Origin of the sequence: Bradyrhizobium huanghuaihaiense (assembly GCF_025200885.1) — a bacterium.
GTDB classification, from domain to species: domain Bacteria; phylum Pseudomonadota; class Alphaproteobacteria; order Rhizobiales; family Xanthobacteraceae; genus Bradyrhizobium; species Bradyrhizobium huanghuaihaiense.
Genome location: NZ_CP104172.1, coordinates 6,115,208 through 6,137,285, shown reverse-complemented (window position 1 = coordinate 6,137,285; position 22,078 = coordinate 6,115,208). Strand labels below are relative to the sequence as shown.

Annotated in this window: 18 protein-coding genes; 13 read left to right on the top strand and 5 right to left on the bottom strand. The window is 66.7% G+C overall.

The features are described from left to right. Positions 1-4: 4 nt before the first annotated feature. Positions 5-1,351: an omega-aminotransferase AptA gene (aptA, locus tag N2603_RS29100; protein WP_311740664.1), complete on the bottom strand. Its 1,347-nt coding sequence runs from the start codon at positions 1,349-1,351 to the stop codon at positions 5-7. Positions 1,352-1,368: 17 nt separating this feature from the next. Then, entirely contained in the window at positions 1,369-2,283 is a 915-nt protein-coding gene (locus N2603_RS29095) for a GntR family transcriptional regulator (protein WP_311740663.1), read from the bottom strand. 100 nt (positions 2,284-2,383) lie between these two features. Between N2603_RS29095 and N2603_RS29090 the strand changes: the two genes are divergently transcribed. The 8 genes from N2603_RS29090 to N2603_RS29055 are packed head-to-tail and all read left to right on the top strand — an operon-like array spanning position 2,384 to position 11,641. Then, positions 2,384-3,544 carry a C45 family autoproteolytic acyltransferase/hydrolase gene (locus N2603_RS29090; protein ID WP_260384831.1) on the top strand — a complete coding sequence of 387 codons (1,161 nt, stop codon included), beginning with the start codon at positions 2,384-2,386 and terminating at the stop codon, positions 3,542-3,544. Next, positions 3,544-5,109, top strand: a complete 1,566-nt coding sequence (locus N2603_RS29085; protein WP_425248933.1) for an ABC transporter substrate-binding protein — start codon at positions 3,544-3,546, stop codon at positions 5,107-5,109. The genes N2603_RS29090 and N2603_RS29085 overlap by 1 nt, the downstream gene beginning before the upstream one ends. 9 nt (positions 5,110-5,118) lie before the next feature. Further along, entirely contained in the window at positions 5,119-6,063 is a 945-nt protein-coding gene (locus N2603_RS29080) for an ABC transporter permease (RefSeq protein WP_260384829.1), read from the top strand. Beyond that, positions 6,060-6,872 (top strand): ABC transporter permease, encoded by an 813-nt coding sequence (locus N2603_RS29075; protein ID WP_260384828.1) that lies wholly within the window; start codon positions 6,060-6,062, stop codon positions 6,870-6,872. The genes N2603_RS29080 and N2603_RS29075 overlap by 4 nt, the downstream gene beginning before the upstream one ends. Further along, a complete protein-coding gene (locus tag N2603_RS29070) occupies positions 6,869-8,476 on the top strand; it encodes an ABC transporter ATP-binding protein (protein ID WP_260384827.1) in 1,608 nt (535 codons plus the stop codon). The genes N2603_RS29075 and N2603_RS29070 overlap by 4 nt, the downstream gene beginning before the upstream one ends. A 14-nt stretch (positions 8,477-8,490) precedes the next feature. Then, positions 8,491-10,032, top strand: a complete 1,542-nt coding sequence (locus tag N2603_RS29065; RefSeq protein WP_260384826.1) for an ABC transporter substrate-binding protein — start codon at positions 8,491-8,493, stop codon at positions 10,030-10,032. Then, complete coding sequence (locus N2603_RS29060; RefSeq protein ID WP_260384825.1) at positions 10,029-10,874, top strand: polysaccharide deacetylase family protein; 846 nt, start codon at positions 10,029-10,031, stop codon at positions 10,872-10,874. The genes N2603_RS29065 and N2603_RS29060 overlap by 4 nt, the downstream gene beginning before the upstream one ends. Further along, positions 10,871-11,641 (top strand): polysaccharide deacetylase family protein, encoded by a 771-nt coding sequence (locus N2603_RS29055; protein WP_260384824.1) that lies wholly within the window; start codon positions 10,871-10,873, stop codon positions 11,639-11,641. The genes N2603_RS29060 and N2603_RS29055 overlap by 4 nt, the downstream gene beginning before the upstream one ends. A gap of 2 nt (positions 11,642-11,643) precedes the next feature. On the opposite strand, the gene N2603_RS29050 is transcribed toward N2603_RS29055, so the two are convergent. From N2603_RS29050 to N2603_RS29040, 3 genes are all read right to left on the bottom strand, one after another. Further along, the gene (locus tag N2603_RS29050; protein WP_260384823.1) at positions 11,644-12,591 is read right to left on the bottom strand and encodes an acetamidase/formamidase family protein; all 948 of its coding nucleotides are present in this window, start codon (positions 12,589-12,591) and stop codon (positions 11,644-11,646) included. A gap of 4 nt (positions 12,592-12,595) precedes the next feature. After that, positions 12,596-14,014, bottom strand: coding sequence for a cytosine permease (locus N2603_RS29045; RefSeq protein WP_260384822.1), 1,419 nt, complete (start codon positions 14,012-14,014; stop codon positions 12,596-12,598). Between the two features lie 267 nt (positions 14,015-14,281). Next, positions 14,282-14,776 (bottom strand): MarR family winged helix-turn-helix transcriptional regulator, encoded by a 495-nt coding sequence (locus N2603_RS29040; protein ID WP_260384821.1) that lies wholly within the window; start codon positions 14,774-14,776, stop codon positions 14,282-14,284. Between the two features lie 182 nt (positions 14,777-14,958). Here N2603_RS29040 and N2603_RS29035 point away from each other — a divergent pair, with 182 nt between their 5' ends. The 5 genes from N2603_RS29035 (at position 14,959) to N2603_RS29015 (ending at position 21,892) form a co-directional block, all read left to right on the top strand. Further along, the gene (locus N2603_RS29035) at positions 14,959-16,236 is read left to right on the top strand and encodes an amidohydrolase/deacetylase family metallohydrolase (protein WP_260384820.1); all 1,278 of its coding nucleotides are present in this window, start codon (positions 14,959-14,961) and stop codon (positions 16,234-16,236) included. A gap of 9 nt (positions 16,237-16,245) precedes the next feature. Further along, a complete protein-coding gene (locus tag N2603_RS29030; RefSeq protein ID WP_260384819.1) occupies positions 16,246-18,639 on the top strand; it encodes a xanthine dehydrogenase family protein molybdopterin-binding subunit in 2,394 nt (797 codons plus the stop codon). Next, positions 18,636-19,472, top strand: coding sequence for an FAD binding domain-containing protein (locus N2603_RS29025; protein WP_260384818.1), 837 nt, complete (start codon positions 18,636-18,638; stop codon positions 19,470-19,472). Before N2603_RS29030 ends, N2603_RS29025 begins: the two co-directional genes overlap by 4 nt. Beyond that, complete coding sequence (locus tag N2603_RS29020) at positions 19,469-20,656, top strand: xanthine dehydrogenase family Fe-S subunit (protein WP_260384817.1); 1,188 nt, start codon at positions 19,469-19,471, stop codon at positions 20,654-20,656. Before N2603_RS29025 ends, N2603_RS29020 begins: the two co-directional genes overlap by 4 nt. An 81-nt stretch (positions 20,657-20,737) precedes the next feature. Next, complete coding sequence (locus tag N2603_RS29015; protein WP_260384816.1) at positions 20,738-21,892, top strand: ABC transporter substrate-binding protein; 1,155 nt, start codon at positions 20,738-20,740, stop codon at positions 21,890-21,892. The last annotated feature ends 186 nt before the right edge of the window (positions 21,893-22,078 follow it).

Sequence of the window (22,078 nt, the reverse complement as noted above, 5' to 3'; positions counted from 1 at the left end):
GGCGTCAGCCGATCGCGGTCAAGGCACGGCGGATGGCGGCAAAAATGTCGCCGATCTGTTCCTCGGTGATGATCAGCGGCGGCGAGATCAGCAGCGTGTCGCCGCTGCCGCGGATCAGGATGCCGTCCTCGTAGCAGCGATTGGCGCATTCGCTGCCGCGCGCGCCCGGCGCGCCCTCGCGCGGCTTCAGGTCGATCGCGGCCAGGAGCCCGATGTTGCGGATGTCGACGACATGGGGGAGCTCGCGCAAGCCATGCGCGTGGTTTTCCCAGACCGGGGCGAGGCGGCGCGCCCGCTCGAACAGGCCGAGATCCTGATACACGTCGAGCGCGGCGAGACCCGCCGCGCAGGCCAGCGGATGCGCCGAATAGGTGTAGCCGTGGAACAGCTCGATCGCGTTGTCCGGCCCCTGCATCAGCGCGTCATAAACCTTGCCGCTGACGATGACGCCGCCCATCGGCACGGCCGCATTGGTCATGCCCTTGGCACAGGTGATGAGATCGGGTGTCACGCCGAAGGCGTTGGCGCCGAACGCCGCGCCGAGGCGACCGAAGCCGGTGATGACCTCATCGAAGATCAGGAGGATGCCGTGCTGGTCGCAGATCTGGCGCAGCCGTTCGAGATAGCCGACCGGCGGCGGCAGCACGCCTCCGGAACCGGTGACGGGCTCGACGATGACGGCGGCGATGGTCGAGGGATCGTGCAGCTGCAGCAGCTTTGACAGCTCGTCGGCGAGATGCGCGCCCCATTGCGGCTGTCCGCGCGAGAACGCTGCATGCTCGGGATCATGCGTGTGCGGCAGATGGTCGACTTCCGGCAGCAGCGGACCAAAGTCCCTGCGGTGGCGGACGATGCCGCTGACCGACAGGCCGCCCCAGCCCATGCCGTGATAGGCCTTGGCGCGTGAGATGAAGCGGATGCGGCTGGCGTCACCGCGGGCGCGGTGATAGCCGCGCGCGATCTTCAGCGCGGTGTCGACCGATTCCGAGCCGGAATTGGTGAAGAAGACATGGTCGAGCCCGTCAGGCGCGATCTCGGTGATGCGGCGGGCGAGCTCGAAGGCGGCCGGATGGCTCATCTGGAACGAGGAGACGAAGTCGAGCTTCGCCGCCTGCGCCTGGATCGCCTCGACGATGCGCCTTTGCGCATGTCCCGCGTTCACGCACCACAACCCCGCCATGCCGTCGAGAATGCGCCTGTCGTCATCGGTGATGTAGTGCATGCCCTCGGCGCCGACGAAGATGCGCGGTTTCGACTTGAACTGCCGGTTCGGCGTCATCGGCAGCCAGAACGGCTCCATGGCCTCGCGGGTGAGGGGGCTGTTGGAGGAAGCGAAGGCATTCATGGTCATGACAACTCTTGCAAAGGTCAGGAGGCTTTGGATGGCGCGTTGGAATTGGCCGGGCCGCGCTTGAGCTTTGCTGCGCCTTCGAGATGCCGGCGCAGTAGCGCAGCCGCGGCCTCGTTCTGGCCGGCTTCGAGCTGGTCGAGGATGGCGAGATGCTCGCGGCAGTTCACGATCACGCGCTCGTGGCCGAAGGTCCAGTCGTAGTTGCCGAAGCGCCGCAGCCGGTTCTGCTGTTGAACCGCGACCAGCAGATAACGGTTGCCCGATGCGGCGGCGAGGCCCTCGTGGAAGGCGGCGTTCATCTCGTAGAGCGCGATGCTGGCGGTGTCGCTCCACGGCATCGCCAGCATCTCCTGATGACGGCGGCGCATCTCGGCGGCCCAGGCCGGATCGAGCTTGAAGCCCGGTTCGAGCAGGCCGGCCGGCTCGATCAGCAGGCGATAGCGGTAGCTCTCGTCGCGCGCCTGGGTATCGGCGAGCGTCGGCTGGAAGCGCCAGCCATGACCCGGCTTGCGCTGGACCGCGGCGACCTCGGCAAGCTTGCTGAGCACACGCTGCACGATCGGCCGTGTTGCATCATAGCGCTGCATCAGGTCGCGCTCGGAAACGTCCTCCGCGAGCCGGCCGGCGCGGCGGTCGCGCGCGATCGCGAGGAACAGCCGGTCGGTCTCGTCAGGGCTGGGCTTGGGCGCTGCCTTCTGCGTGGCGGGGGCGGCCTCAGCGACGAAATAGCCGCGGCTGGCGCCGGCATGCACGAGCTTGCGCCGCGCCAAGAGTTTCAGCGCAGCGCGCACCGGCGTGCGCGAGACCTGGAGGCGCTCGGCGAGCGCGACTTCGGCAAGGCGCGTGCCGGGCGCGAGCCCTTCGCTCCGGATCAGGTCCATGATCCCGGCCGACAGTTCCCGCTGCAGCCGGCTTGGCGATGCTTTTTCCACGGCAGATTTCGCGGTCGAAGATTTTTGTTTCATGTCATCACAAAATACATTAGGCTTCATGAGAAAGCAAAAGGAACTTTAAGAAGGAATTTGGCGTCCCATGGTCGAGCCCTTTCCCCTGATCGAAATCTCCGGCCCGCCGCGCGAGCGTGGCCGTCAGTACGGGCAGAAGGCGGCGGGCCGCATCAAGAAGGGGACGACGCACTACTTCGCGCAGCTGAAGGAGCTCTCGCTCGATGCGAAGGGCGTGTCCGAACTGGTGCGGGACTATCTGCCTGTTATCGAGGGCTTCGATCCGACCTATATCGAAGAGATGCGCGGCATTGCGGAGGGCGCGGACGTCCCGTTCGAGGATGTCGTGCTGCTCAACGCCCGCACAGAGATCCTCAAGCTTGCCAATCCAAAGATCCGCGCGCGCCTGAAGACGCCCGACGAGCCTGACGGCTGCACCGGCGTCGTCGTGATGCCGCAGGCGGCCGCGAGCGGCCGCCTGATCCACGCCCAGAACTGGGACTGGAAGCGCGAATGCGCCGAGACGGCAGTGGTGCTGAAGGTCCGGCGCGATGACGGTCCTGATCTCATGACCTTCACCGAGGCCGGCGCCCTCGGTCGCTGTGGCTTCAACGCGGTCGGCATCGCGATCACCGCGAACTATCTCCAAAGTGACCGTGACTATCGCCAGGTCGGCGTGCCCTTGGCGCTGATCCGCCGCAAGGTGCTGGAACAGGAGCATCTCGCGCTGGCGATGCGTGCCGTCTATTGCACCAGGAAGTCCGCGGCCAACAACATGATCGTCAGCCATCGCGAGGGCGTGGCGATCGATTTCGAATGTGCGCCGGATGAGACCTTTCAGGTGCATCCGCAGAACGGCCTGCTGGTGCACGCAAATCACTTCGTGAGCCCGGTTGCGCTCGGCAAGCTCAAGGACGCCGGCATCCAGGATACGCCCGATAGTCTCTATCGCGACATTCGCGTCCGCGATCTGCTCCAGCCGCACATCGGCAGCATCACCTTCGACACCGTCAAGAACGCCCTGTTCGACGAGTTCGCCTATCCCTGGTCGGTGTGCCGCCCGCCGCGCCGCAATCTCAGCAACAACCTCAGCGCCACCGTGGCGATGATCCTGATGGAGCCGGCGAGCGGATTGATGCAGGCGGCGCCGTTGCCGGCGCTCAATCGTGAGTTCACCACTTACCAGCTCGAGATCGAAGAAATCGGGCGGGCCGCGTACGAGCGGTCTGCCGCCGCGGGGGCCGCGTGATGCGGCGGCGTCGGCCATCGCCGGCATGGGCGGTCGGTTTGGCCGCGCTCGCCCTGTGGGCCATGCTGGGGAGGGCCGGCGCCGAAACATTGCTGCGGACGCGGCTCAATGCCGACATCCGTTCCACCGATCCCGGCACCAATCGCGACGCCAACACCGACGGCGTGATCGCGCATGTGGTGGAGGGCCTTGTCGCCTTCCGTGACGACACCTCGATCGGCCCGATGCTGGCCGACAGCTGGACCGTTTCGAACGAAGGCAAGACCTATACGTTCCGCCTGCGCCAGGGCGTCAAGTTCCACAACGGCGCGACCATGACCGCGGACGACGTGGTCTGGTCGCTGAAACGATGGCTCGACCCGGCAACGCAATGGCGTTGCCTGTCCGAGTTCAGCGCCACCGGCATCGCGCGGATCGAGAAGATCGAGGCGCCCGATCCGCAGACTGTTGCCATCACGCTCGATCAGCCGACGGCTCTGTTTCTGCCGACCCTGGCGCGTCCCGATTGCGGCCAGACCGCCATCATTCACCGCGACTCCGTCGGTCCTGACGGCAAATGGACCGCCCCTGTTGGCACCGGCCCGTTCAAGCTCGCCGAGTGGAAGCGGGGACAATATGTCGATGTCGTGCGGTTCGACGGCTACGTCTCGCGCAGCGAGCCGCGCACCGGTTACACCGGCGCCAAGGACGTCAAGGTCGATCGCGTTCGTTTCAACGTGATCCCGGACAGTTCTGCGGCGAAGGCGGGACTGCTCAGCGGCTCGCTCGACGTCATCATGAGCCTGTCGATCCCCGATCTCGAGGAGCTCAAATCGCGTTCCGAGGTGCAGCTCAGCATTACGCCCGCGCTCGGCCTCACCGGCATCCTGTTCCAGACCAAAGACCCGCTGCTGAAGGACGTACGCATCCGCCGCGCCATTGCGCTGTCGATCGACACCGCGCAGATCGTCGATGCCGTGATGATGGGTACCGCGCGCCCCAATAATTCCGCGCTGCCGCTCGGCGGCCCCTTCTACAGCGAGGCGCAGTCGCACGGCTACACGCAGAACATCGCGGAGGCCAAGAAGCTGCTGCTGGAAGCCGGCTATCGCGGCCAGCCGATCAAGATGATCACCAACAAGCGCTACAGCTACGTGTTCGATTCCTCCGTGCTGGTGCAGGCGATGGCGCAAACCGTCGGCATCAACGTCGAGCTCGAGGTCATGGACTGGGCGGCGCAGCTCGACCGCTACAACCGCGGCGACTACCAGGCGATGGCCTTTACCTATTCGGCGCGGCTCGATCCCTCCTTGAGCTTCGAGATGCTGACCGGTCCGAAGGCGACGCAACCGCGCAAGGTCTGGGATAATCCGGAGGCGCAGGAGATGCTGCGCCAGTCCATGATGATCGACGACGCCGCCAAACGGCAGGCGCAGTTCGACGAGATGCACAAGCGCTTCATCGCCGACGTGCCGATGATCGTGCTGTTCAACGGTGCCGAGCTGACGGCGCTGCGCAAGGGCATCAAGGGCTATGCCGGCTGGCTCTATCCGCAGCCGCGGTTCTGGGGCGTCATGGTCGAGTAGGGCGGCGCCATGTTGGGTTACCTCGCAAGACGGCTGGCCATGACAATCCCGACGCTGCTGCTGGTCGCGGTCGGGGTCTTTGCGCTGGTCCGGCTCATTCCCGGCGATCCCGTTCAGGTGATGCTCGGCGATGCTGCCGATCCCGCGCAGGCGGCGCAGCTCCGCGCCCAGCTCGGGCTCGACCAGCCGATCCCGGTCCAGTTCATGCACTGGATCGCCAAGCTTGCGACCGGGGATTTCGGGCACTCCATCACCAACAATCTCGAAGTGCTGCCGCTGATCCTCGATCGCTTCCAGGTCAGCGCCGTCATCGTGCTGGTGGCGGTTGCGGCGGCCGCATGCATCGCGGTTCCCGCCGGCCTCGTCGCGGCCTGGAAGCAGAACAGCCTGCTCGATCTCTCCGTCGTCGGCGGCGCCACGCTGCTGCTGTCGATCCCGAGCTTCTGGCTCGGTCTTCTGCTGCTATTGCTGTTCGGCCTCAAGCTGAAATGGCTGCCGGTGATCGGCTATGTGCCCTTCGCGGAGAATTTCTGGCAGGCGGCGACCTTCATTGTGCTGCCGATCGCGACGCTGACCATGGTCGAGATCGGCCTGCTCACGCGCATGGCGCGCGCCGCCTCGATCGAGATACTCAGGCTCGAATATGTCACCCACGCACGCGCCAAGGGCGTGCCGGAATGGCGCGTGCTTGCGCGGCACGTGCTGCCGAACGCGTTTGCGCCGACCTGGACGCTGATCGGCCTCGTGCTCGGCCATCTCCTCGGCGGCATTGCCGTGATCGAGACCGTGTTCACGCTGCCCGGTCTCGGCCGGCTCCTGGTCGATTCCATCTTCGCGCGCGACTATCCCGTGGTGCAGGGCTGCCTGCTGTTCACGGCGGTGATCTACGTCGTGGTCAATCTGATCGTTGACCTCTGCTATCCCTTGTTCGATCCCAGGGTGACGGTGGCATGAGGATGCGCGCCAACACCGCGATCGGCGGTACCTTGATCGCGCTCCTGCTCGGTGCGGCGGGCACCGGTGCGTTCTGGACGCCGTTCGACCCGCTGCGCATCAATCTGCGCGCGCGCCTGCAGGCGCCGTCGTGGCTGCATTGGTTCGGGACGGACGAGTTCGGCCGCGACGTGCTCAGCCGCATCATGGTCGGGGCCGGCGCGAGCGTCGTGATTGCCCTGATCACGGTGCTGCTTGCGGTGACCGCCGGCATGGTGATCGGCTGCGCGGCCGGCTACATCCGCGGCTGGGTCGATCGCATCATCATGGCGGTCAACGACGCGCTTCTGGCGTTCCCCGGCATCCTGCTGGCGCTGGCGGTGATGATCGTGGTCGGCGCCAACAAGGTCGGGCTGATCCTGGCGCTTGGCCTTGCCTACATCCCGTCGGTGGTCCGCGTGGTGCGCGGCACCGTGCTGTCGATCCGCGAGAAGGAATATGTCGAGGCTTCGCGCGTCATCGGCAACTCGGAAGCCTATTCGATGTTCCGCCACGTGATGCCGAACGCGATTGCGCCGGTTGCGGTGCTCGCCACCAGCATGTTCGGCTGGGTGCTGCTCGCCGAGAGCGCGCTGAGCTTCCTCGGCCTCGGCGTGCCGCCGCCGGCGCCGACCTGGGGCAACATGCTGGCGGCAAGCCGTCCGTTCATGGAGACCGCGGCCTGGCTCTCGATCGCCCCGGGCCTCTGCATCGCGCTGACGCTGCTCGGCATCAACCTGCTCGGCGATTCCCTGCGTGATCGCCTCGACCCCAGGATGGCGCACGGATGACGCTGCTGTCGGTCGAGAATCTGCGCATTGAGGTCGCCGCCAGCAAGGCGGCGATCGTCGAGGATTTGTCCTTTGCCGTCGAGCGCGGCGAGTTCCTCGCGGTCGTCGGCGAATCCGGCAGCGGCAAGACGGCGGCGGCACGCGCCGTGCTCGGCCTGTTGCCGCCGGGGCTGCGTAAGGCCGGCGGCCGCATCGTGCTTGACGGCGTCGATCTCGCCAACGTCTCGGGGCGCCAGATGCGGACGCTGCGCGGGCCCGTTGTCGGCATGGTGTTCCAGGAGCCGATGGTGTCGCTCAATCCCGCCATCAGCGTCGGTGCGCAGATGGCGGAAGGCCTCGGCCTGCACGAGCGGCTCGGCAAGCGCGAGATCAAACGCCGCTGCCTCGACATGCTGGCGCGCGTGCAGATCCGCGATCCCGAGCGGACGTTTGACGCCTATCCGCACGAATTCTCCGGCGGCATGCGCCAGCGCATCATGCTGGCCTCGGTGATGCTTCTGAAGCCAAAGCTGCTGATCGCAGACGAGCCGACCACGGCGCTGGATACGCTGACGCAGCGCGAGGTGCTCGACCTCATGGTCGGGCTGGCCCGCGACCACGGCACCTCGGTGATGCTGATCACCCACAATCTCGGCCTCGTCTCGCGCTATGCGCAGCGCGCGCTGGTGCTGCGCCAGGGCAGGATGGTCGAAACCGGCACGACGCGGCAGATCCTGTTCTCGCCGCGCGAGGCCTATACCAAACGTCTGGTCGAGGCCCTGCCGCGTCGCGGCGCCACGACGAAGGCGCGACAGGGTGGCGAACCGCTCGTCAGCGTGCGCGGGCTCACGGTCGGCTTCGCCGGGCGACAGCGGCTATTCCGCCGCGATGGTGGCGTCTCCGCCGTCAACGGCGTCGATCTCGACATCGCCGCGGGCGAGACCGTTGCCGTGGTCGGCGGCAGCGGCTCCGGCAAGACCACGCTCGGCCGTGCCATGCTGCGGCTGATTCCGACAACAGACGGCGAGATCAGGTTCCGGGGCAGGGACGTCACGGCCACCGTCGATCGCGACTTCCGTCTCGCCTCGCAGCTCGTGTTCCAGGATCCCTATTCCTCGCTCGATCCGCGCATGCGCGTCGGCGAGATCGTCGCCGAGCCGCTGCGTCACGTGCCGCAATTGACGCCGTCCGAGCGCGACAGGCGCGTCGAGGCGATGCTCGACGAGGTCGGGCTTGCCGGCCTCGGCAAGCGCTGGCCGCATGAATTGTCCGGCGGGCAGCGGCAGCGCATCGCGATTGCGCGTGCCATTGTGCGCGAGCCGGCCTTCGTCGTTGCGGACGAGCCGGTCTCGGCGCTCGACATGACCATCCAGGCGCAGGTGCTAAAACTGTTCGAGCGGCTGCAGGCGCAATACGGTTTTGCCTGCCTGTTCATCAGCCACGATCTTGCGGCGGTCGAGCAGGTCGCCGACCGCGTGGTGGTGATGCAGGGTGGCAAGATCGTCGAGCAGGGCTCGCGCGACGACATCTTCGATCGCCCCCAGCATGACTACACCAAGGCGCTGCTCGCGGCCGCGCCGGTCCTGGACTTCGCCAGCGAAGCGGCGGCGCGTGCCTCGGGTTAATCAGGATCTTGCGTATGAAGCGTTTTGTCGTTGCGTTGTGTTTGATGCTTGCGTCGCTGTCTGTGGCTCGCGCCGAGAGCGTTCTGCGCAGCATGGTCACGACCGACATCCGCGGCCTGATGCCGGGCAACAGCCCCGATGATAACACCGGCCTGGTGCTGCAGCAGATCTACGAGGGGCTCGTCGCCTGGCGCAGCGACGGCACCGTCGCCCCGATGCTGGCCAAAGCGGTCGAGACGTCGGAGGATGGCCGCACCTACGCCTTTACGCTGCGCGAAGGCGTCACCTTTCACAACGGCGCGCCGCTGACGTCGCGCGAGGTAGCGTGGACCTGGGAGCGCTTCCTCGATCCGAAATCGGCCTGGCCATGCCGGACCAGTTTCGACGGCACGCGCAGGATCAACATCGTCGAGATCACGGCGCCGTCGCCGGAGCAGGTCGTCTTCCGCCTGGCGGAGCCGAGCGGCGCCTTCCTCAGCACGATGGCGCGGGCCGATTGCGACGGCACCGGCATCGCGCATCCGGACTCGGTCGGCGCCGATGGTGCCTGGCAGAAGGCGATCGGCACCGGCCCGTTCAAGCTCACTGAGTGGCGCCGCGGCCAGTTCGTCGAGCTCACCCGCAACGAGGCCTATGCGGCGCGCAGCGAGCCGGCCGATGGGCTCGCCGGGGCCAAGCTGCCCAAGGTCGATCGGATCAAGCTGTCCATCGTGCCTGATCCGGCGGCGGCGAAGGCCGCGATCCGGTCGGGCAATCTCGACCTCTGGCCGTCGGCCGATCCCAAGTTCGCGGGCGAGCTGAAGTCGGCAGGCCTGCTGATCGCCTCGGCCCCGGTCGCCTCGCTGAATGCGATCGTGATGCAGACGGGCGATCCGCTGCTGAAGGACAAACGCATCCGCGAAGCGATCGCGGCCTCGCTCGACTATCCCGGCATGAGCGATAATCTCACCGACGGCTATGCCAAGCCGAGCACCTCGCTCGTGCCGCTGTCGAGCCGTTGCTACGGCGCGGTGGAGCAGGCCGGCCAAAACCTCGACATCGCGCGCGCGAAGAAGCTGCTGAGCGAGGCGGGCTACAAGGGCGAGCCGATCAGGATCACCACCAATTCACGGTTTCCGGTGATGAACGACGTCGCCGTGCTGGCGCAGGCGATGGCGCAGCAGGCGGGCCTCAACCTCACGGTCGAGGTCGTCGAGTTCGCGGCCCAGCTCAGCCGCTACAACAAGGGCGACTATCAGCTCATGGTGTGGAACTACACGCCCTATCTCGATCCGGCCTTCGGCCTCGACCGCTTCATCGGCGACAAGGCCGCGCAGCCGGATCGCGTCTGGGGCAATCGCGATGCGATCGAGCTGCTCGGCAAGCTGATGGAAACGTCCGAACCCGCGGCGCGCCAGCCGCTGTTCGATGCGCTCCACAAACTGTTCGTCGACGATGCGCCGATGATCGTGTGGAGCTCCGGCGTCAACGTGTCCGCGGTCTCGCCCAAGGTGCGCGGTTACGCGCCGTGGGCCGGCCGCAAACCCCGCTTCTGGAATGTCGAGGTTGTCAGATGATCTCCCTTGCCCAGCGCAGGCAACATGCCTGGCCGGACGGCGCGCGCTGCGTCGTCGGCCTTACGCTCGATTTCGACGGCACCTCGCTCGAACGCGGCCGCGGCCAGCTGCCGCTCGGGGCCCGCTCGCACGGTCGCTATTCCGCCAAATGCGGCATCCCGCGCTTCGTCGACATGTTCACGCGGCACAACGTGCCCTGGACCTTCTACGTCTCCGGCTATGACGCCGAGGAGAGCCCGGATCTCGTCCGCGACATCTCGCGCTCGGGCATCGAGATCGGCTCGCACGGCTATTTTCACGAAGGCGTCGATCCCGGCGATGCCGAGCCGGAGTTGCTGGAACGGACGCACCGGCTGCTCACAGAGATCGCCGGCATCGCGCCGCGGGGATGGCGCTCGCCATCCGGGCACAAGACCGCGCGCACGCTGCGCAAGCTCCGCGAGCTCGGCTATGTCTACGATTCCAGCGACAAGGATTTCGACCTGCCGTATCTCGCCCGCTACGACGGCGAGGAGCGCAGCGACTATGTCTGCCTGCCCAACAACACCTCGAGCCTCGACGATTTCCCGTTCTACCGCGTCAGCTACACCCCGCCGTCGGAAGTGCTGACGCATTGGGAGCAGGAGTTCGATGCCATCTATGCCGAGGGCGGCTACTACAACCTGACCTTCCACCCGCGCGTCGGCTATGGCTCCGGCTCGCCCGCGCGCGTCGCCGCAGTCGAAGGGCTGATCAAATATGCCAAGCGCCACGACGGCGTGCGCTTCGTCGGCATGCTCGAGCTCGCCGAATGGTGCCTGAAGCGTCCGATCGATTGGCGGCGGGACTGGAGCGGACAATGACGAAGACGATCATTCCAATTGTCGTCACCGTCAACCTCCAGGGCAAGACGGTGGAGCTGACGCAAGCTCACGAGGACGCGCTGTTCGGCCGCGCTTCGTACGGAAAATACGCCTATGCGGTCGGCTGCGAACGGCTGTTCGGGCTGCTCGATCGCCACAGCATCAAATCCACCGTGTTCGTGCCCGGCGCGGAGGCGGAGGCCAATCCCGCCTACATCGCCGCGCTCGCCGGCCGCGGTCATGAGATCGCCGCGCACGGCTGGGCGATGGAAGAGATGGACGCGGCCGGCATCGACGAGCGGGCGCTGCTGGATCGCACGCATGCCACGCTGTCGCGGATCGTAGGCCGCGCGCCGCGCGGTTTCCGGGCGCCGCATGGGCGCCTCACGGAGCGGACGCTCGGGCATCTCGCCGATCTCGGCTATCGCTATGATTCGAGCTTCCAGGATGACGACCATCCGTACCGGTTAGATGCCGATGGCGGCCGCGGCATGATCGAGGTGCCGCATGCGGAGATCCTGATCGACGCGACGCTCTACGGCCAGCGCCAGACCCATGATCGCGTCATGAAGATGTGGCGCGAGGAGATCGAGGCGATGTATCGCGAGCGCTGCCTGATCACGCTGACGCTGCATCCGCGCAGCGACTATGGCAGCGCGCGGGCGAGCCGCGTCGCCGCGCTCGACGGCCTGCTGGGCTGGCTGCGCGGTCTCGAGGGTGTCGCGTTCCTGACCTGCGAAGAGGTCGCCGATCGGTCGGGATCCTGATCCTAGACGTGTCGCGGCATGCGGGATTTCGCCAGCACGCAGTGGATGCCCTTGTTGCCGTCGACCAGCTGCGTGACGCGGAGGTCGGCGGCGATCGAGCAGAGCGTGTAGGCATCCTGCGCGCCGAGGCCGCTCTTCTCCCGGATCAGCGCGATCATGTCGCGCAGCGCCGCCTTGGCCGCGTCGTCGAGATCCTCGTCGAACCCCATGGTGATCCAGTCGGACGCCGTCTCGGCGCGGGGCGAGGTGAGACGGAGATCGCGGCGGACATGGAATTCGAAGGTGCCGGTGAGCGCGGCTTCGATCGCGGTCAGGCAGACTTCGCCGTCGCCCTGCAGCGCGTGGCCGTCACCGGCCGAGAACAGCGCGCCCGGCACGAACACCGGAAAATAAAGCGTGCTGCCGGCCCCGAGCTCCTTGTTGTCCATGTTGCCGCCGAACGCGCGCGGCTCTTTCGAGGACAGCCGGCCCCAGGCCGGCGGCGGCGCCACGCCGAAATTGCCGAAGAAGGGACTGAGCGGCAGCTCCTGGCCCCAGGGAAGTCTTGCGACGTTGCGCGTGCGGTCCAGCGGAATGTGAATGCGGCGGAACTCCGGAAAATCCTCCGGCAGCGTGCCGAGCGTCGGCACCTGCAGATTCCAGCCCCAGTTGCAGCGCAGTTCGATGACGAGGATGCGCACTTCCAGCACGTCGCCGGGCTCCGCGCCCTCGATATGGATTGGCCCCGTGAGAAGGTGCGGGCCCGGACCGCGGAAGGCGCTTGCCAGCACCTCCGCATGTCCGGGCACGACCTCATAGCCGAGCGAGGGATCGGGCAGATCGTCCGGCTCGCCCGACAGCGTCTCGATGGTGACCCGGTCTCCGGATGCGACCCGGAGCACCGGCTTCAATCGTCCGTCCCAGAGTCCCCACTGGACGTTTCCTGGCGTGGAACGCAGGACGTGGTCCATGCCGCTACCTGCCTGCGCTGCTCGCAACGATCGAGGAGGGCGAGGTCGCGAACTTGCCGAGCCCGAGATAGACGAGGCCTGCCACGCCAATTCCGAACAGCCAGCTCAGATCGGCGCCGCCCAGGAAGTTGATCGAGATCGGCCCCTGCAGCGCGCCGACGAGACCGTCCTCCACCAGCCAGCCGGCGACGAGGCCGGCGAAGAACGCGATCATGCCGGCCCAGTTGATGTCGCCATAGGCGCTGGTCTCGGGCGAGCGATAGAGCTCGGCGACGTCGATCTCGCCCTTGCGCTTGATGAAGTAGTCGGCGAGCACGACGCCGGCCCACGGGCTCATCCACAACAGCAGGCCGATCATCCAGTTATCGAACGCCTTCGCGAAGGACGGCGCGAAGATGAAGTAGAGCGTGACCAGATAGCCGGCGACGCCGACGATGACGGTGAGCCAGAACCGCGAGAATTTCAGCCCCGCGCTCAGCGCCGCCAATGTCGCCGAATAGACGTTGAGGATGTTGGTGGCGATCGGACCGTGCAGCACCATCAAGAGGACGAGGATGCTGACCGGGCCGCCGAACACCGCGCTGACCATCTTGGCGGGATCAGTGTCGAGCGTCGTCGAGGCGATGGTGGCGCCGAGGATGCCGAGCCAGACCGTCGGCACGAACATGCCGATATAGCTGTACCAGAACACGGACTTCGACGGCACGCTTCGCGGCACGAAGCGCGAATAGTCGGAGGCCCACGTGACCCAGGAAATGCCCCAGCCGACGCCGATCGCGGTCATCAGCAAGGTCAGCATCGCCATATGCGCGCCCGGCGGCAGCGAGGTCGTGAGGCTCCAGTTCACGACGCCGGGCCGCGTCCAGGCCAGGACGCTCATCAGCACCATGATGGCGATGGTCGGCGGCACCGTGTATTTCTCGAAGGTGCGGATCGCGTAGAAGCCGTAGATGCCGATCAGCACCTGCACCGCCATCACCAGCGTGATGACGACGATCTCGATCAGCCAGGTGTCGGGCACGCCGAACTGGCCGAGAATGCCCATCGAGACCTTCACCGGGAAATAGGTGTTCACGCCGATCCAGCCCAGCGTCATCAGGAACATCAGGATGCTGGGCAGATAGGCACCGCGGACGCCGAAGGCGGAGCGGCTCAGCACCATCTGGTTGACGCCGGTCTTGTGCCCCATCACCGTGAAGGTCGCGAAGATCGCGCAGCCCACGATGTTGCCGAGCACGATGACCGCGATCGTCTCCATCAGCCCGAGTTTGAGAATGATGCCGAGCGCGCCGAGCGCCCAGTTGACCGGCGCGATGTTGGCGCCGGCCCAGATCCACATCTGCTGCGGGCCGGTGGAGTCCCGGTCCGCATCGGGAATTGGCTCGATGCTGTGAATATCAGCGCGAAGTTCGGAATCCGTCATGACATCCCCCAATACGAAGCACGCTTCGCATCATCGCAGCATAAATCGTGCCATTGGTTGCGACGCGGCCGGGCAGGGCGTGCGCCGATGGCGGATGCAGCGTGGCTCGCGCCGGATTGCTATTGCGTTTTCAAGCGCGGCCGATGCTCATGTGCCGGCTCGCCACTACGTGTCCGACTCGCCGGCGAGCGGCGGAGAGAGTTGCACGGCCGGGCAGCCATACGATGATAAATTGAGCAGCCCAACCCAAAAGCGCAGCAACTGCGCTTAGTCGAATAGGGCAGCGGAACTGTCGCGACTTGGGTTGCCGGCCACGATGCGCTGCATCATCGCGATGAAGAGCGCCTGTTCCCGCTCGCTGAGATCGCCGAGCGTCGCACGATGCGCCCGCCGCGCCGCGCCCTCGATCCTGACCAGCAGCGCCGCGCCGGCCGGCGTCAATCGGCACAATCGCGCGCGCCGATCGTCCTTGTTCACGGCGCGCTCGACCAGGTTCCGGGCGGCCAGCCGCTTCAGCGCGCCGGTCGTCGTGGTGCGATCGAGGGCGATATCGGCCGCCAAAGTGGTCTGATCGGCGGTTTCGCGCACCGCCAGCGCCGAGAGCAGGCTGTATTGCAGCGGCGTGACTTCGAATTCGCCGCAGGCGTCCTGAAACAGCGCGACGTGAATCTGGTGCAGACGCCGGATCAGATAGCCGGGGCGTTGCGACAATGGCCAGGGGCGGTGCTTGCCCCCGCTGCGACTTTTCCTGGCTTGCCGCAATGCACGCTCTCCCAACCCGAAACTCCGTCGCGCTTAGCTCGATTCGAGCGCGGCTGCCACCGCCTGATCATGGCATGATGCTTGCTTTTGTCAAAATACGAAGCATACTTCGTATTCAAATGCGAAGCATGCTTCGTAATCCGGGGCGGAGCAACCGCCTGCGCGGGACCAAGGAGAGTGCCATGTCCGTCACTGCCAGCTTCGACCTTCTGCTGCGAGGCGGTCGCGTGATCTGCCCGGCTTCGGGCGTAGACGGCATCAAGGACGTTGCCATCCGCAATGGCAAGATCGCGGCCGTCGCGGCGGACATCCTGCCGACCAGCGCCAAGGAGGTCGTCGACGTCAGCGGCAAGCTGGTGTTGCCCGGGCTGATCGACACCCACGCCCATGTCTATCAATATGTCTCCGGACGCTTCGGCATGAACCCCGACATGGTCGGCGTGCAGTCGGGTGTGACGACGCTGGTCGACCAGGGCGGCCCGTCCTGCATGACGTTGCCGGGCTTTCGCCATTTCATCGCGGAGCCTTCGGCCTCGCGCGTCTACGCCTTTCTCTCCGCCTATCTCGTCGGCGGACTCGAGGGACACTTCTATCCGCAGCTCTACAGTCCCGACGGCGTCGATATCGACGCGACCGTGAAGTCGGCGACGGCCAATCTCGACCTCGTGCGCGGCATCAAGGCCCATGCCGAGATCGGCGGCTTCGCGCGCTGGGGCATCCGCGTCATCGAGATGGCGGCGGAGATCGGCAAGCGCGCCGACCTGCCGGTCTATGTGCATTTCGGCCAGCTCTGGGGCCTGCCCGAGAGCGGCGCCAACGGCGAAGACGCCGACACCATCCTCACCCGCGTCATCCCGCTCTTGCGCGAGGGCGACATTCTCGCCCATCCCTTCACGCGCCATCCCGGCGGCTTCGTCAACCGCGAGGGCGAAGTGCATCCGGTGATTCAGGCCGCGCTCGATCGCGGCCTGAAGGTCGACGTCGGCCACGGCAGCCACTTCTCCTATCGGCTCGCGAAGAAGGCGATCGCCGCCGGCATCATTCCGACCACGCTGGGCGCCGACATTCACGGCTACAACACCCATGTGCCGGCGCCGGCGGGAACGCCCGACCAGCACGAGGACGAGGAGAACCATCCGTTCGCCGGTCAGGCCAAGTTCAGTCTGGTCCAGGCGATGAGCTCGATGATGGCGCTCGGCCTGTCGCTCGAGCAGGTGGTGCCGATGGTCACGTCCAATCCCGCAAAGATGCTCGGCCGCAGCGGCGAGATCGGCGCGCTCAAGGTCGGCATGGACGCCGACGTCTCCGTGCTCGCGGAGAAGAACGGCCGCTTCGTCCTGAAGGACAACGAGAAGAACGAGGTGATCGCCGATCGCCTGCTGCAGCCGGCCTTCTGCCTGCGCGCCGGCACGCGCTTCGACGCGGTCGCGCCGATCCTGCCGCAAGCCGTCGCGGCGTAAGGCCCGGCGGTGAAGGAGGGCGCGGAGTTGCGCAACGAGCGAGAGTTTCCTTCGGGCAAATCCGGGCAGGGCGTAGGCGCACGGCTGCCGCGCAAGGAGGACGACCGTCTGATGCGCGGCCGCGGCCGGTATGTCGGCGACGTCAGGCCCGCCGGCCTTCAGGACGTCGCCTTCGTGCGCAGCCCGCTGGCGCATGCACGGATCCGCGGCATCCACGTGCCCGAGCGTTATCGCGGCAGCGTGTTTACCGCCGCAGACCTCGTCGGCATTAAGCCGATCCGCGCGGTGTCAGGGCTTCCCGGCTTCAAGATCTCCGAGCAGCCGGTGCTGGCGACGGGCAAGGTGCGTCAGGTCGGCGAGCTCGTCGCGATGTGTCTCGCGCCGACGCGGGCCGAGGCGGAGGACATCGCGGCCTCCGTGACGCTCGATCTGGAGGAGCTGCCCGCCATCACCGACATGCTGAAGGCGCGCGAGCCCGGCTCGGCGCTGGTGCACGAGCATTGGGGCGACAACGTCTTCCTCGAAACCAATTACGAGGTCGACATTTCCGCCGCGCTCGACGCGCCGATCAAGGTGACCCGCGAGATCTCGACCGCGCGGCAATGCATGTCGCCGCTGGAAGGCCGCGGCGTGGTCGCGACCTTCGATTCCCGGCTCGACCAGCTCACGCTGCATTCGGCGGCCCAGATGCCGCATATCACCCGCAGCGGCCTTGCCGAGTGCCTCGGCATGGAGGAGGGCCAGATCCGCGTCATCTCGCCCGATGTCGGCGGCGGTTTCGGCCACAAGGGCATTCTGCTGCCCGAAGAGGTCTGCCTGTCCTGGCTGACGATGCGCTGCGGCCATCCGGTGCGTTGGCTCGAAGATCGCCGCGAGCATCTCGTCGCCAGCTCCAATTGCCGCGAGCATCATTACAGGATCACGGTCTATGCCGACAGCGACGGCAGCTTACGCGGCATCGATTGCGAGGCAACGGTGGATTCCGGCGCCTACTCCTCCTATCCGTTCTCGGCCTGCCTGGAGGCCGCACAGGTCGCCAGCATCCTGCCCGGCCCCTACAGGATGCCGGCCTATCGCTGCCGCACCTTCTCGGTCGCCACCAACAAATGCCCGATCCTGCCCTACCGCGGCGTCGCGCGCACCGGCGTCTGCTTTGCGCTGGAGCTGATGCTCGATCTCGTGGCGGCCGAGGCCGGCCTCGAGCCCGGCGAGGTGCGGCTGCGCAATCTGGTGCGCCCCGAACAGATGCCGTTCGACAACATCACCAAAAAACATTTCGACAGCGGTGATTATCCCGAAGCGATGCGCCGCGCGCTCGCCGCCATCGACATCGACGCGATCCGCGCGAAGCAAAAGCAGGGTGAGGCGGACGGCCGCCGCATCGGCGTCGGAGTCTCCATCTATTGCGAGCAGGCCGCGCACGGCACCTCGGTCTATTCCGGTTGGGGCATCCCGATGGTCCCGGGTCACGAGCAGGCATCGGCGCGGCTGACGCCGGACGGCGGCCTCGAACTCCGCGTCGGCGTGCACTCGCACGGCCAGGGCATGGAGACCACGCTCGCACAGGTCGCGCACGAGATCCTCGGCGTAGATGTCGCGAAGATCCGCATCATCCTCGGCGACACCGCGATGACGCCCTATTCGACCGGCACCTGGGGCTCGCGCTCGATGGTGATGGCGGGCGGAGCGGTCGCGACCGCCTGCCGCGAGCTCGGCGAGCGTGCCAGGCGCATCGGCGCAAAACTGTTGCAACACGATCCGGCCGCCGTGGTGTTGCAGAACGGCGAGGTGCGCGGCGTCAACGGCAGCGTCAGCCTGAAGGCGATCGCCCATACCTGGTACCGCCGTCCGCAGGACCTGCCCGCCGATGTCGATCCCGGCGGGCTGGAGGTGACGCAAGGCTACAAGCCCGTGCGCGACAGCGGCACCTTCAGCTACGCCGCGCATGCCGCCGTCGTCGCGGTCGATCCTGATCTCGGCGAGGTGGAGATCCTTGACTATGTGATCGTCGAGGACGGCGGTGTGCTGGTCAATCCGCTGGTCGTCGACGGCCAGATCTATGGCGGCCTCGCGCAGGGCATCGGCACCGCGCTCTACGAGGAAATGCCGTTCGATGCGTCCGGCCAGCCGCTGGCGACGACGCTCGCCGATTATCTGCTGCCGGGACCGACGGAAGTTCCGGCCGCGCGCCTCGACCACATGGAGACGCCGTCGCCCTATACGCAGTTCGGCGTGAAGGGCATCGGCGAGGGCGGTGCGATCGCGCCGCCGGCCGCGATCGCCAACGCCGTCAACGACGCGCTGCGCCCGCTCGGCGTCGAGCTGATGCAGTCGCCGATCACGCCGCATCGGATTGTCGCAGCGGTGCTGGCCGCGCGCGCGACCGAGAGGAGCGCGGCATGAAACCGGCACCCTTCGCTTATGAGCGCCCGCGTGATCTCAATGCCGCGCTGTCGATGCTGGCCGCAAGCAGCGGCTCGGCAAAGATCATCGCCGGCGGGCAGTCACTCGGGCCGATGCTCAATCTGCGGCTGGTGCAGCCGGAGCTGATCGTCGACATCTCCGGCCTTGCCGAGCTCAAGCGCGCGGAGGTGTCCGGCGGCGAGCTCGTGCTCGGCGCCCTGGTCACCCATGCCGATATTGAGGACGGGCGCACGGCGGACGTGACCCGCGGCGCCATGCGCGGTGTCGCCGCCAACATCGCCTATCGCGCGGTGCGCAATCGCGGCACCATCGGCGGCTCGCTCAGCCACGCCGATCCCGCCGCGGACTGGATCTCGGCGCTGGCGGCGCTAGGCGGGCGGGTGACACTGCGCAGTCTTGCCGGTGCGCGATCGATGGCCGTCGAAGCGTTTGTGGTCGGTGCGCTGGAATCCGCGCTGCACGCCGGCGAGATCGTCGAGGCGATCCACGTGCCGGCGCGATCGGCGTCGGCCCATTGGGGTTACGCCAAGAGCTGCCGCAAGACCGGTGAGTTCGCCCATGCCATCGGCGCGGTGCTGGTCGATCCCACCGCCGCTTCGGCGCGCGTCGTGATCGGTGCCATCGATACGGCGCCTATCGTCATCACCGATGCCACCGAGCTGTTCGGCGGCCGCATCGCCGCCGACTACAAGCAGCGTTTAGATGTCCGTGTCGCCGATGCCCTTCTGGCAAACGCCGGCATCGACGACGCCGCGCAGCGCCACATTCACGTCAGCGTGTTGAAGCGCGCCGTCCTGGAGGCCGCGGCATGACCACGATCGCGCTCCAGGTCAATCGCCGTGCGGTGGAGCTGTCCGCCGAGCCGCGCACCAGCCTTGCCGATTTCGTTCGCGACAAGCTCGATCTCACCGGCACGCATCTCGGCTGCGAGCATGGCGTCTGCGGCGCCTGCACCGTGCTGGTCGACGGCGTACCGGCGCGCTCCTGCATCACCTATGCCGCGGCCTGCGAGGGCGCAGACATCACCACGATCGAGGGCCTCGACGAGGACGAGATCACGACCGAGCTGCGCGCCGCCTTCACCCGCGAGCATGCGCTTCAATGCGGCTATTGCACCCCCGGCATGCTGGTCTCGGCACGCGACCTCGTGCTGCGTCTGCCCGACGCCGACGAGCGACGCATTCGCGTCGGCCTTAGCGGCAATCTCTGTCGCTGCACCGGCTATGTCGGCATCGTGCGCGCGGTGCAGTCCGTGATCGAAGCGAGACGCGCGCCCGATATCGCGCCGCTGGCCGATGGCGGCCGGACTAGTCTCGGCCCCGCAGGATCGGGCCGAGCTGCATCCGGCCGAAGCGAACCGCGGCCTGCGCAGCAAGCGTTGGCTCCGGCATCGGAGAGTGCCGAGCCCGGCAGCATCCCCGACTTCATCCCGGCGACCGTTCTCGATCAGCGCTTCACGCTGCCGCATCCGCCGGCAAAGGTTTTTGCGATGTTTGACGACATCGGGGCCATCGCGGCCTGCCTGCCCGGCGTATCGCTGAAATCGCCGCCAAGGCCGGAGCGCGTGGAAGGATTGATCCGCGTCAGGCTCGGGCCGATCGCAGCGGCCTTCGAAGGCGCCGCCCGCGTCGAGCGCGATCCCGCGACGCTGTCGGGGCGCATCGTCGGCATCGGCACCGACCAGCGCAGTCATTCCGCGACGCAAGGTGAGATCCGTTATCGCCTGCTGCCGCTCGAAGGCGGCACAGCGACTGCCGTCGAGCTGTCGATCGGTTACACGCTCACGGGAATGCTCGCCCAGGTCGGTCGTCCCGGCCTGGTGCGCGATCTCGCCAAGCGCCTCGTTGCGGAGTTCGCCGCCAATCTCGATCGCCACATGTCCGGCGCGCCGTCAAGGGCGGGGGCGCCGGCGGAGCTCAGCTTCTGGTCGATCGTCTCGGACGTTTTACGCGCGCGTCTCGCGCGCCTGCTTGGCCGCAGGAGCGAGCCGGAATGACGCATCGGTGTGTTCGCGCGCCACGAAATGACGAAGCCTGGACTGCCTAGACATCAACAGCGTGGGATTTGGAGAGACAACATGACACGAACACTCGGACTGGTTCCGGCTATCGCGCTGGCGACGGCCTTGTTCGCAGGCACGGCAGGGGCGCAGACCATCAAGATCGGCGTCAACGAGCCGCTCACCGGCGCCTTCGCGGCCTCCGGCACCTATGTCGTCAACGGCGCCAGGATCGCCGCCGACGAGATCAACGCCAAGGGCGGCATCCTCGGCAAGAAGATCGAATTGGTGATCGAGGACAACAAGAGCAACCCGACGGAAGCCGCCGCCGTCGCCGAGAAGCTGATCACCAGCGACAAGGTGCCGGTGCTGATGGGGGCCTGGGGGTCGAGCCTGACGCTCGCGGTGATGCCGAAGCTGATGGAATATGAAACGCCGATGGTGGTGGAGACCTCGTCATCCGGCAAGATCACCACGACGGGTAACCCCTTCATCTTCCGCATCTCACCGCCCTCGGCGGTCGAGGCTGCCGCGTTCAAGGGCATCGTCGACAAGCTCGCGCTGAAGAAGGTCGACTTCCTCGTCATCAACAACGACTGGGGCCGCGGCACCGCCGAGGACTTCAGCAAGATGATGAAGGACAAGGGCATCACCATCGGCCTGGTCGAGACCATGGACCAGGGCGCGCAGGACATGAGCGCGCAGCTCTCCAAGATCAAGAGCTCGGATTCCGAAACGGTCATCGTCACGACCGCGGTCGACCAGCTCACCCTGATCTTCAAGCAGGCCGCCGCGCTGGGCCTGAAGAAGCGCATCATCACCACCGGCGGCTCGCAGAACCCGGACCAGATCATCGCCCAGGCGGGCGCCGCCGCCAACGGCACCATGCATCTGACGACCTTCCTGCCCTGGTTCCCGGACAAGACGCCGAACCCGGAGGCGACCAACTATTTCATCACGGAATGGAAGAAGCGCGGCTTCGAGTTCGCCGGCTGCACCGAGAGTTTTCGCGGTTATGACGGCATCCGCACCGCGGCGGCCGCGATCGAGAAAGCCGGCAAGGCCGAGCCCGCCGCGATCAAGGCGGCGCTCTGGAACATCAACATCAAGGGGCTGAACGGCGACATCGTGTTCCGCAAGTCCGGCCCCGAGGGCAAGGAGAGCGGGCAGAGCCAGCCGAACGTCTATCTCATCGAGATCAACGACGGCAAGGTCGAGATGAAGACGCTCTGACGCGCGATGAGATTAGGTTCGATCCGCAACGAAGGAGGTGCGCTCCCTCGCCCGCTTGCGGGAGAGGGTTGGGGAGAGGGTGTCTCCACAATGGGACAGTCGCCAAGAGGAGAAAGCCCTCACCCGACGCTTCGCGCCGACCTCTCCCGCAAGCGGGAGAGGTGAACGAGCCGCCGCGGTCATCGA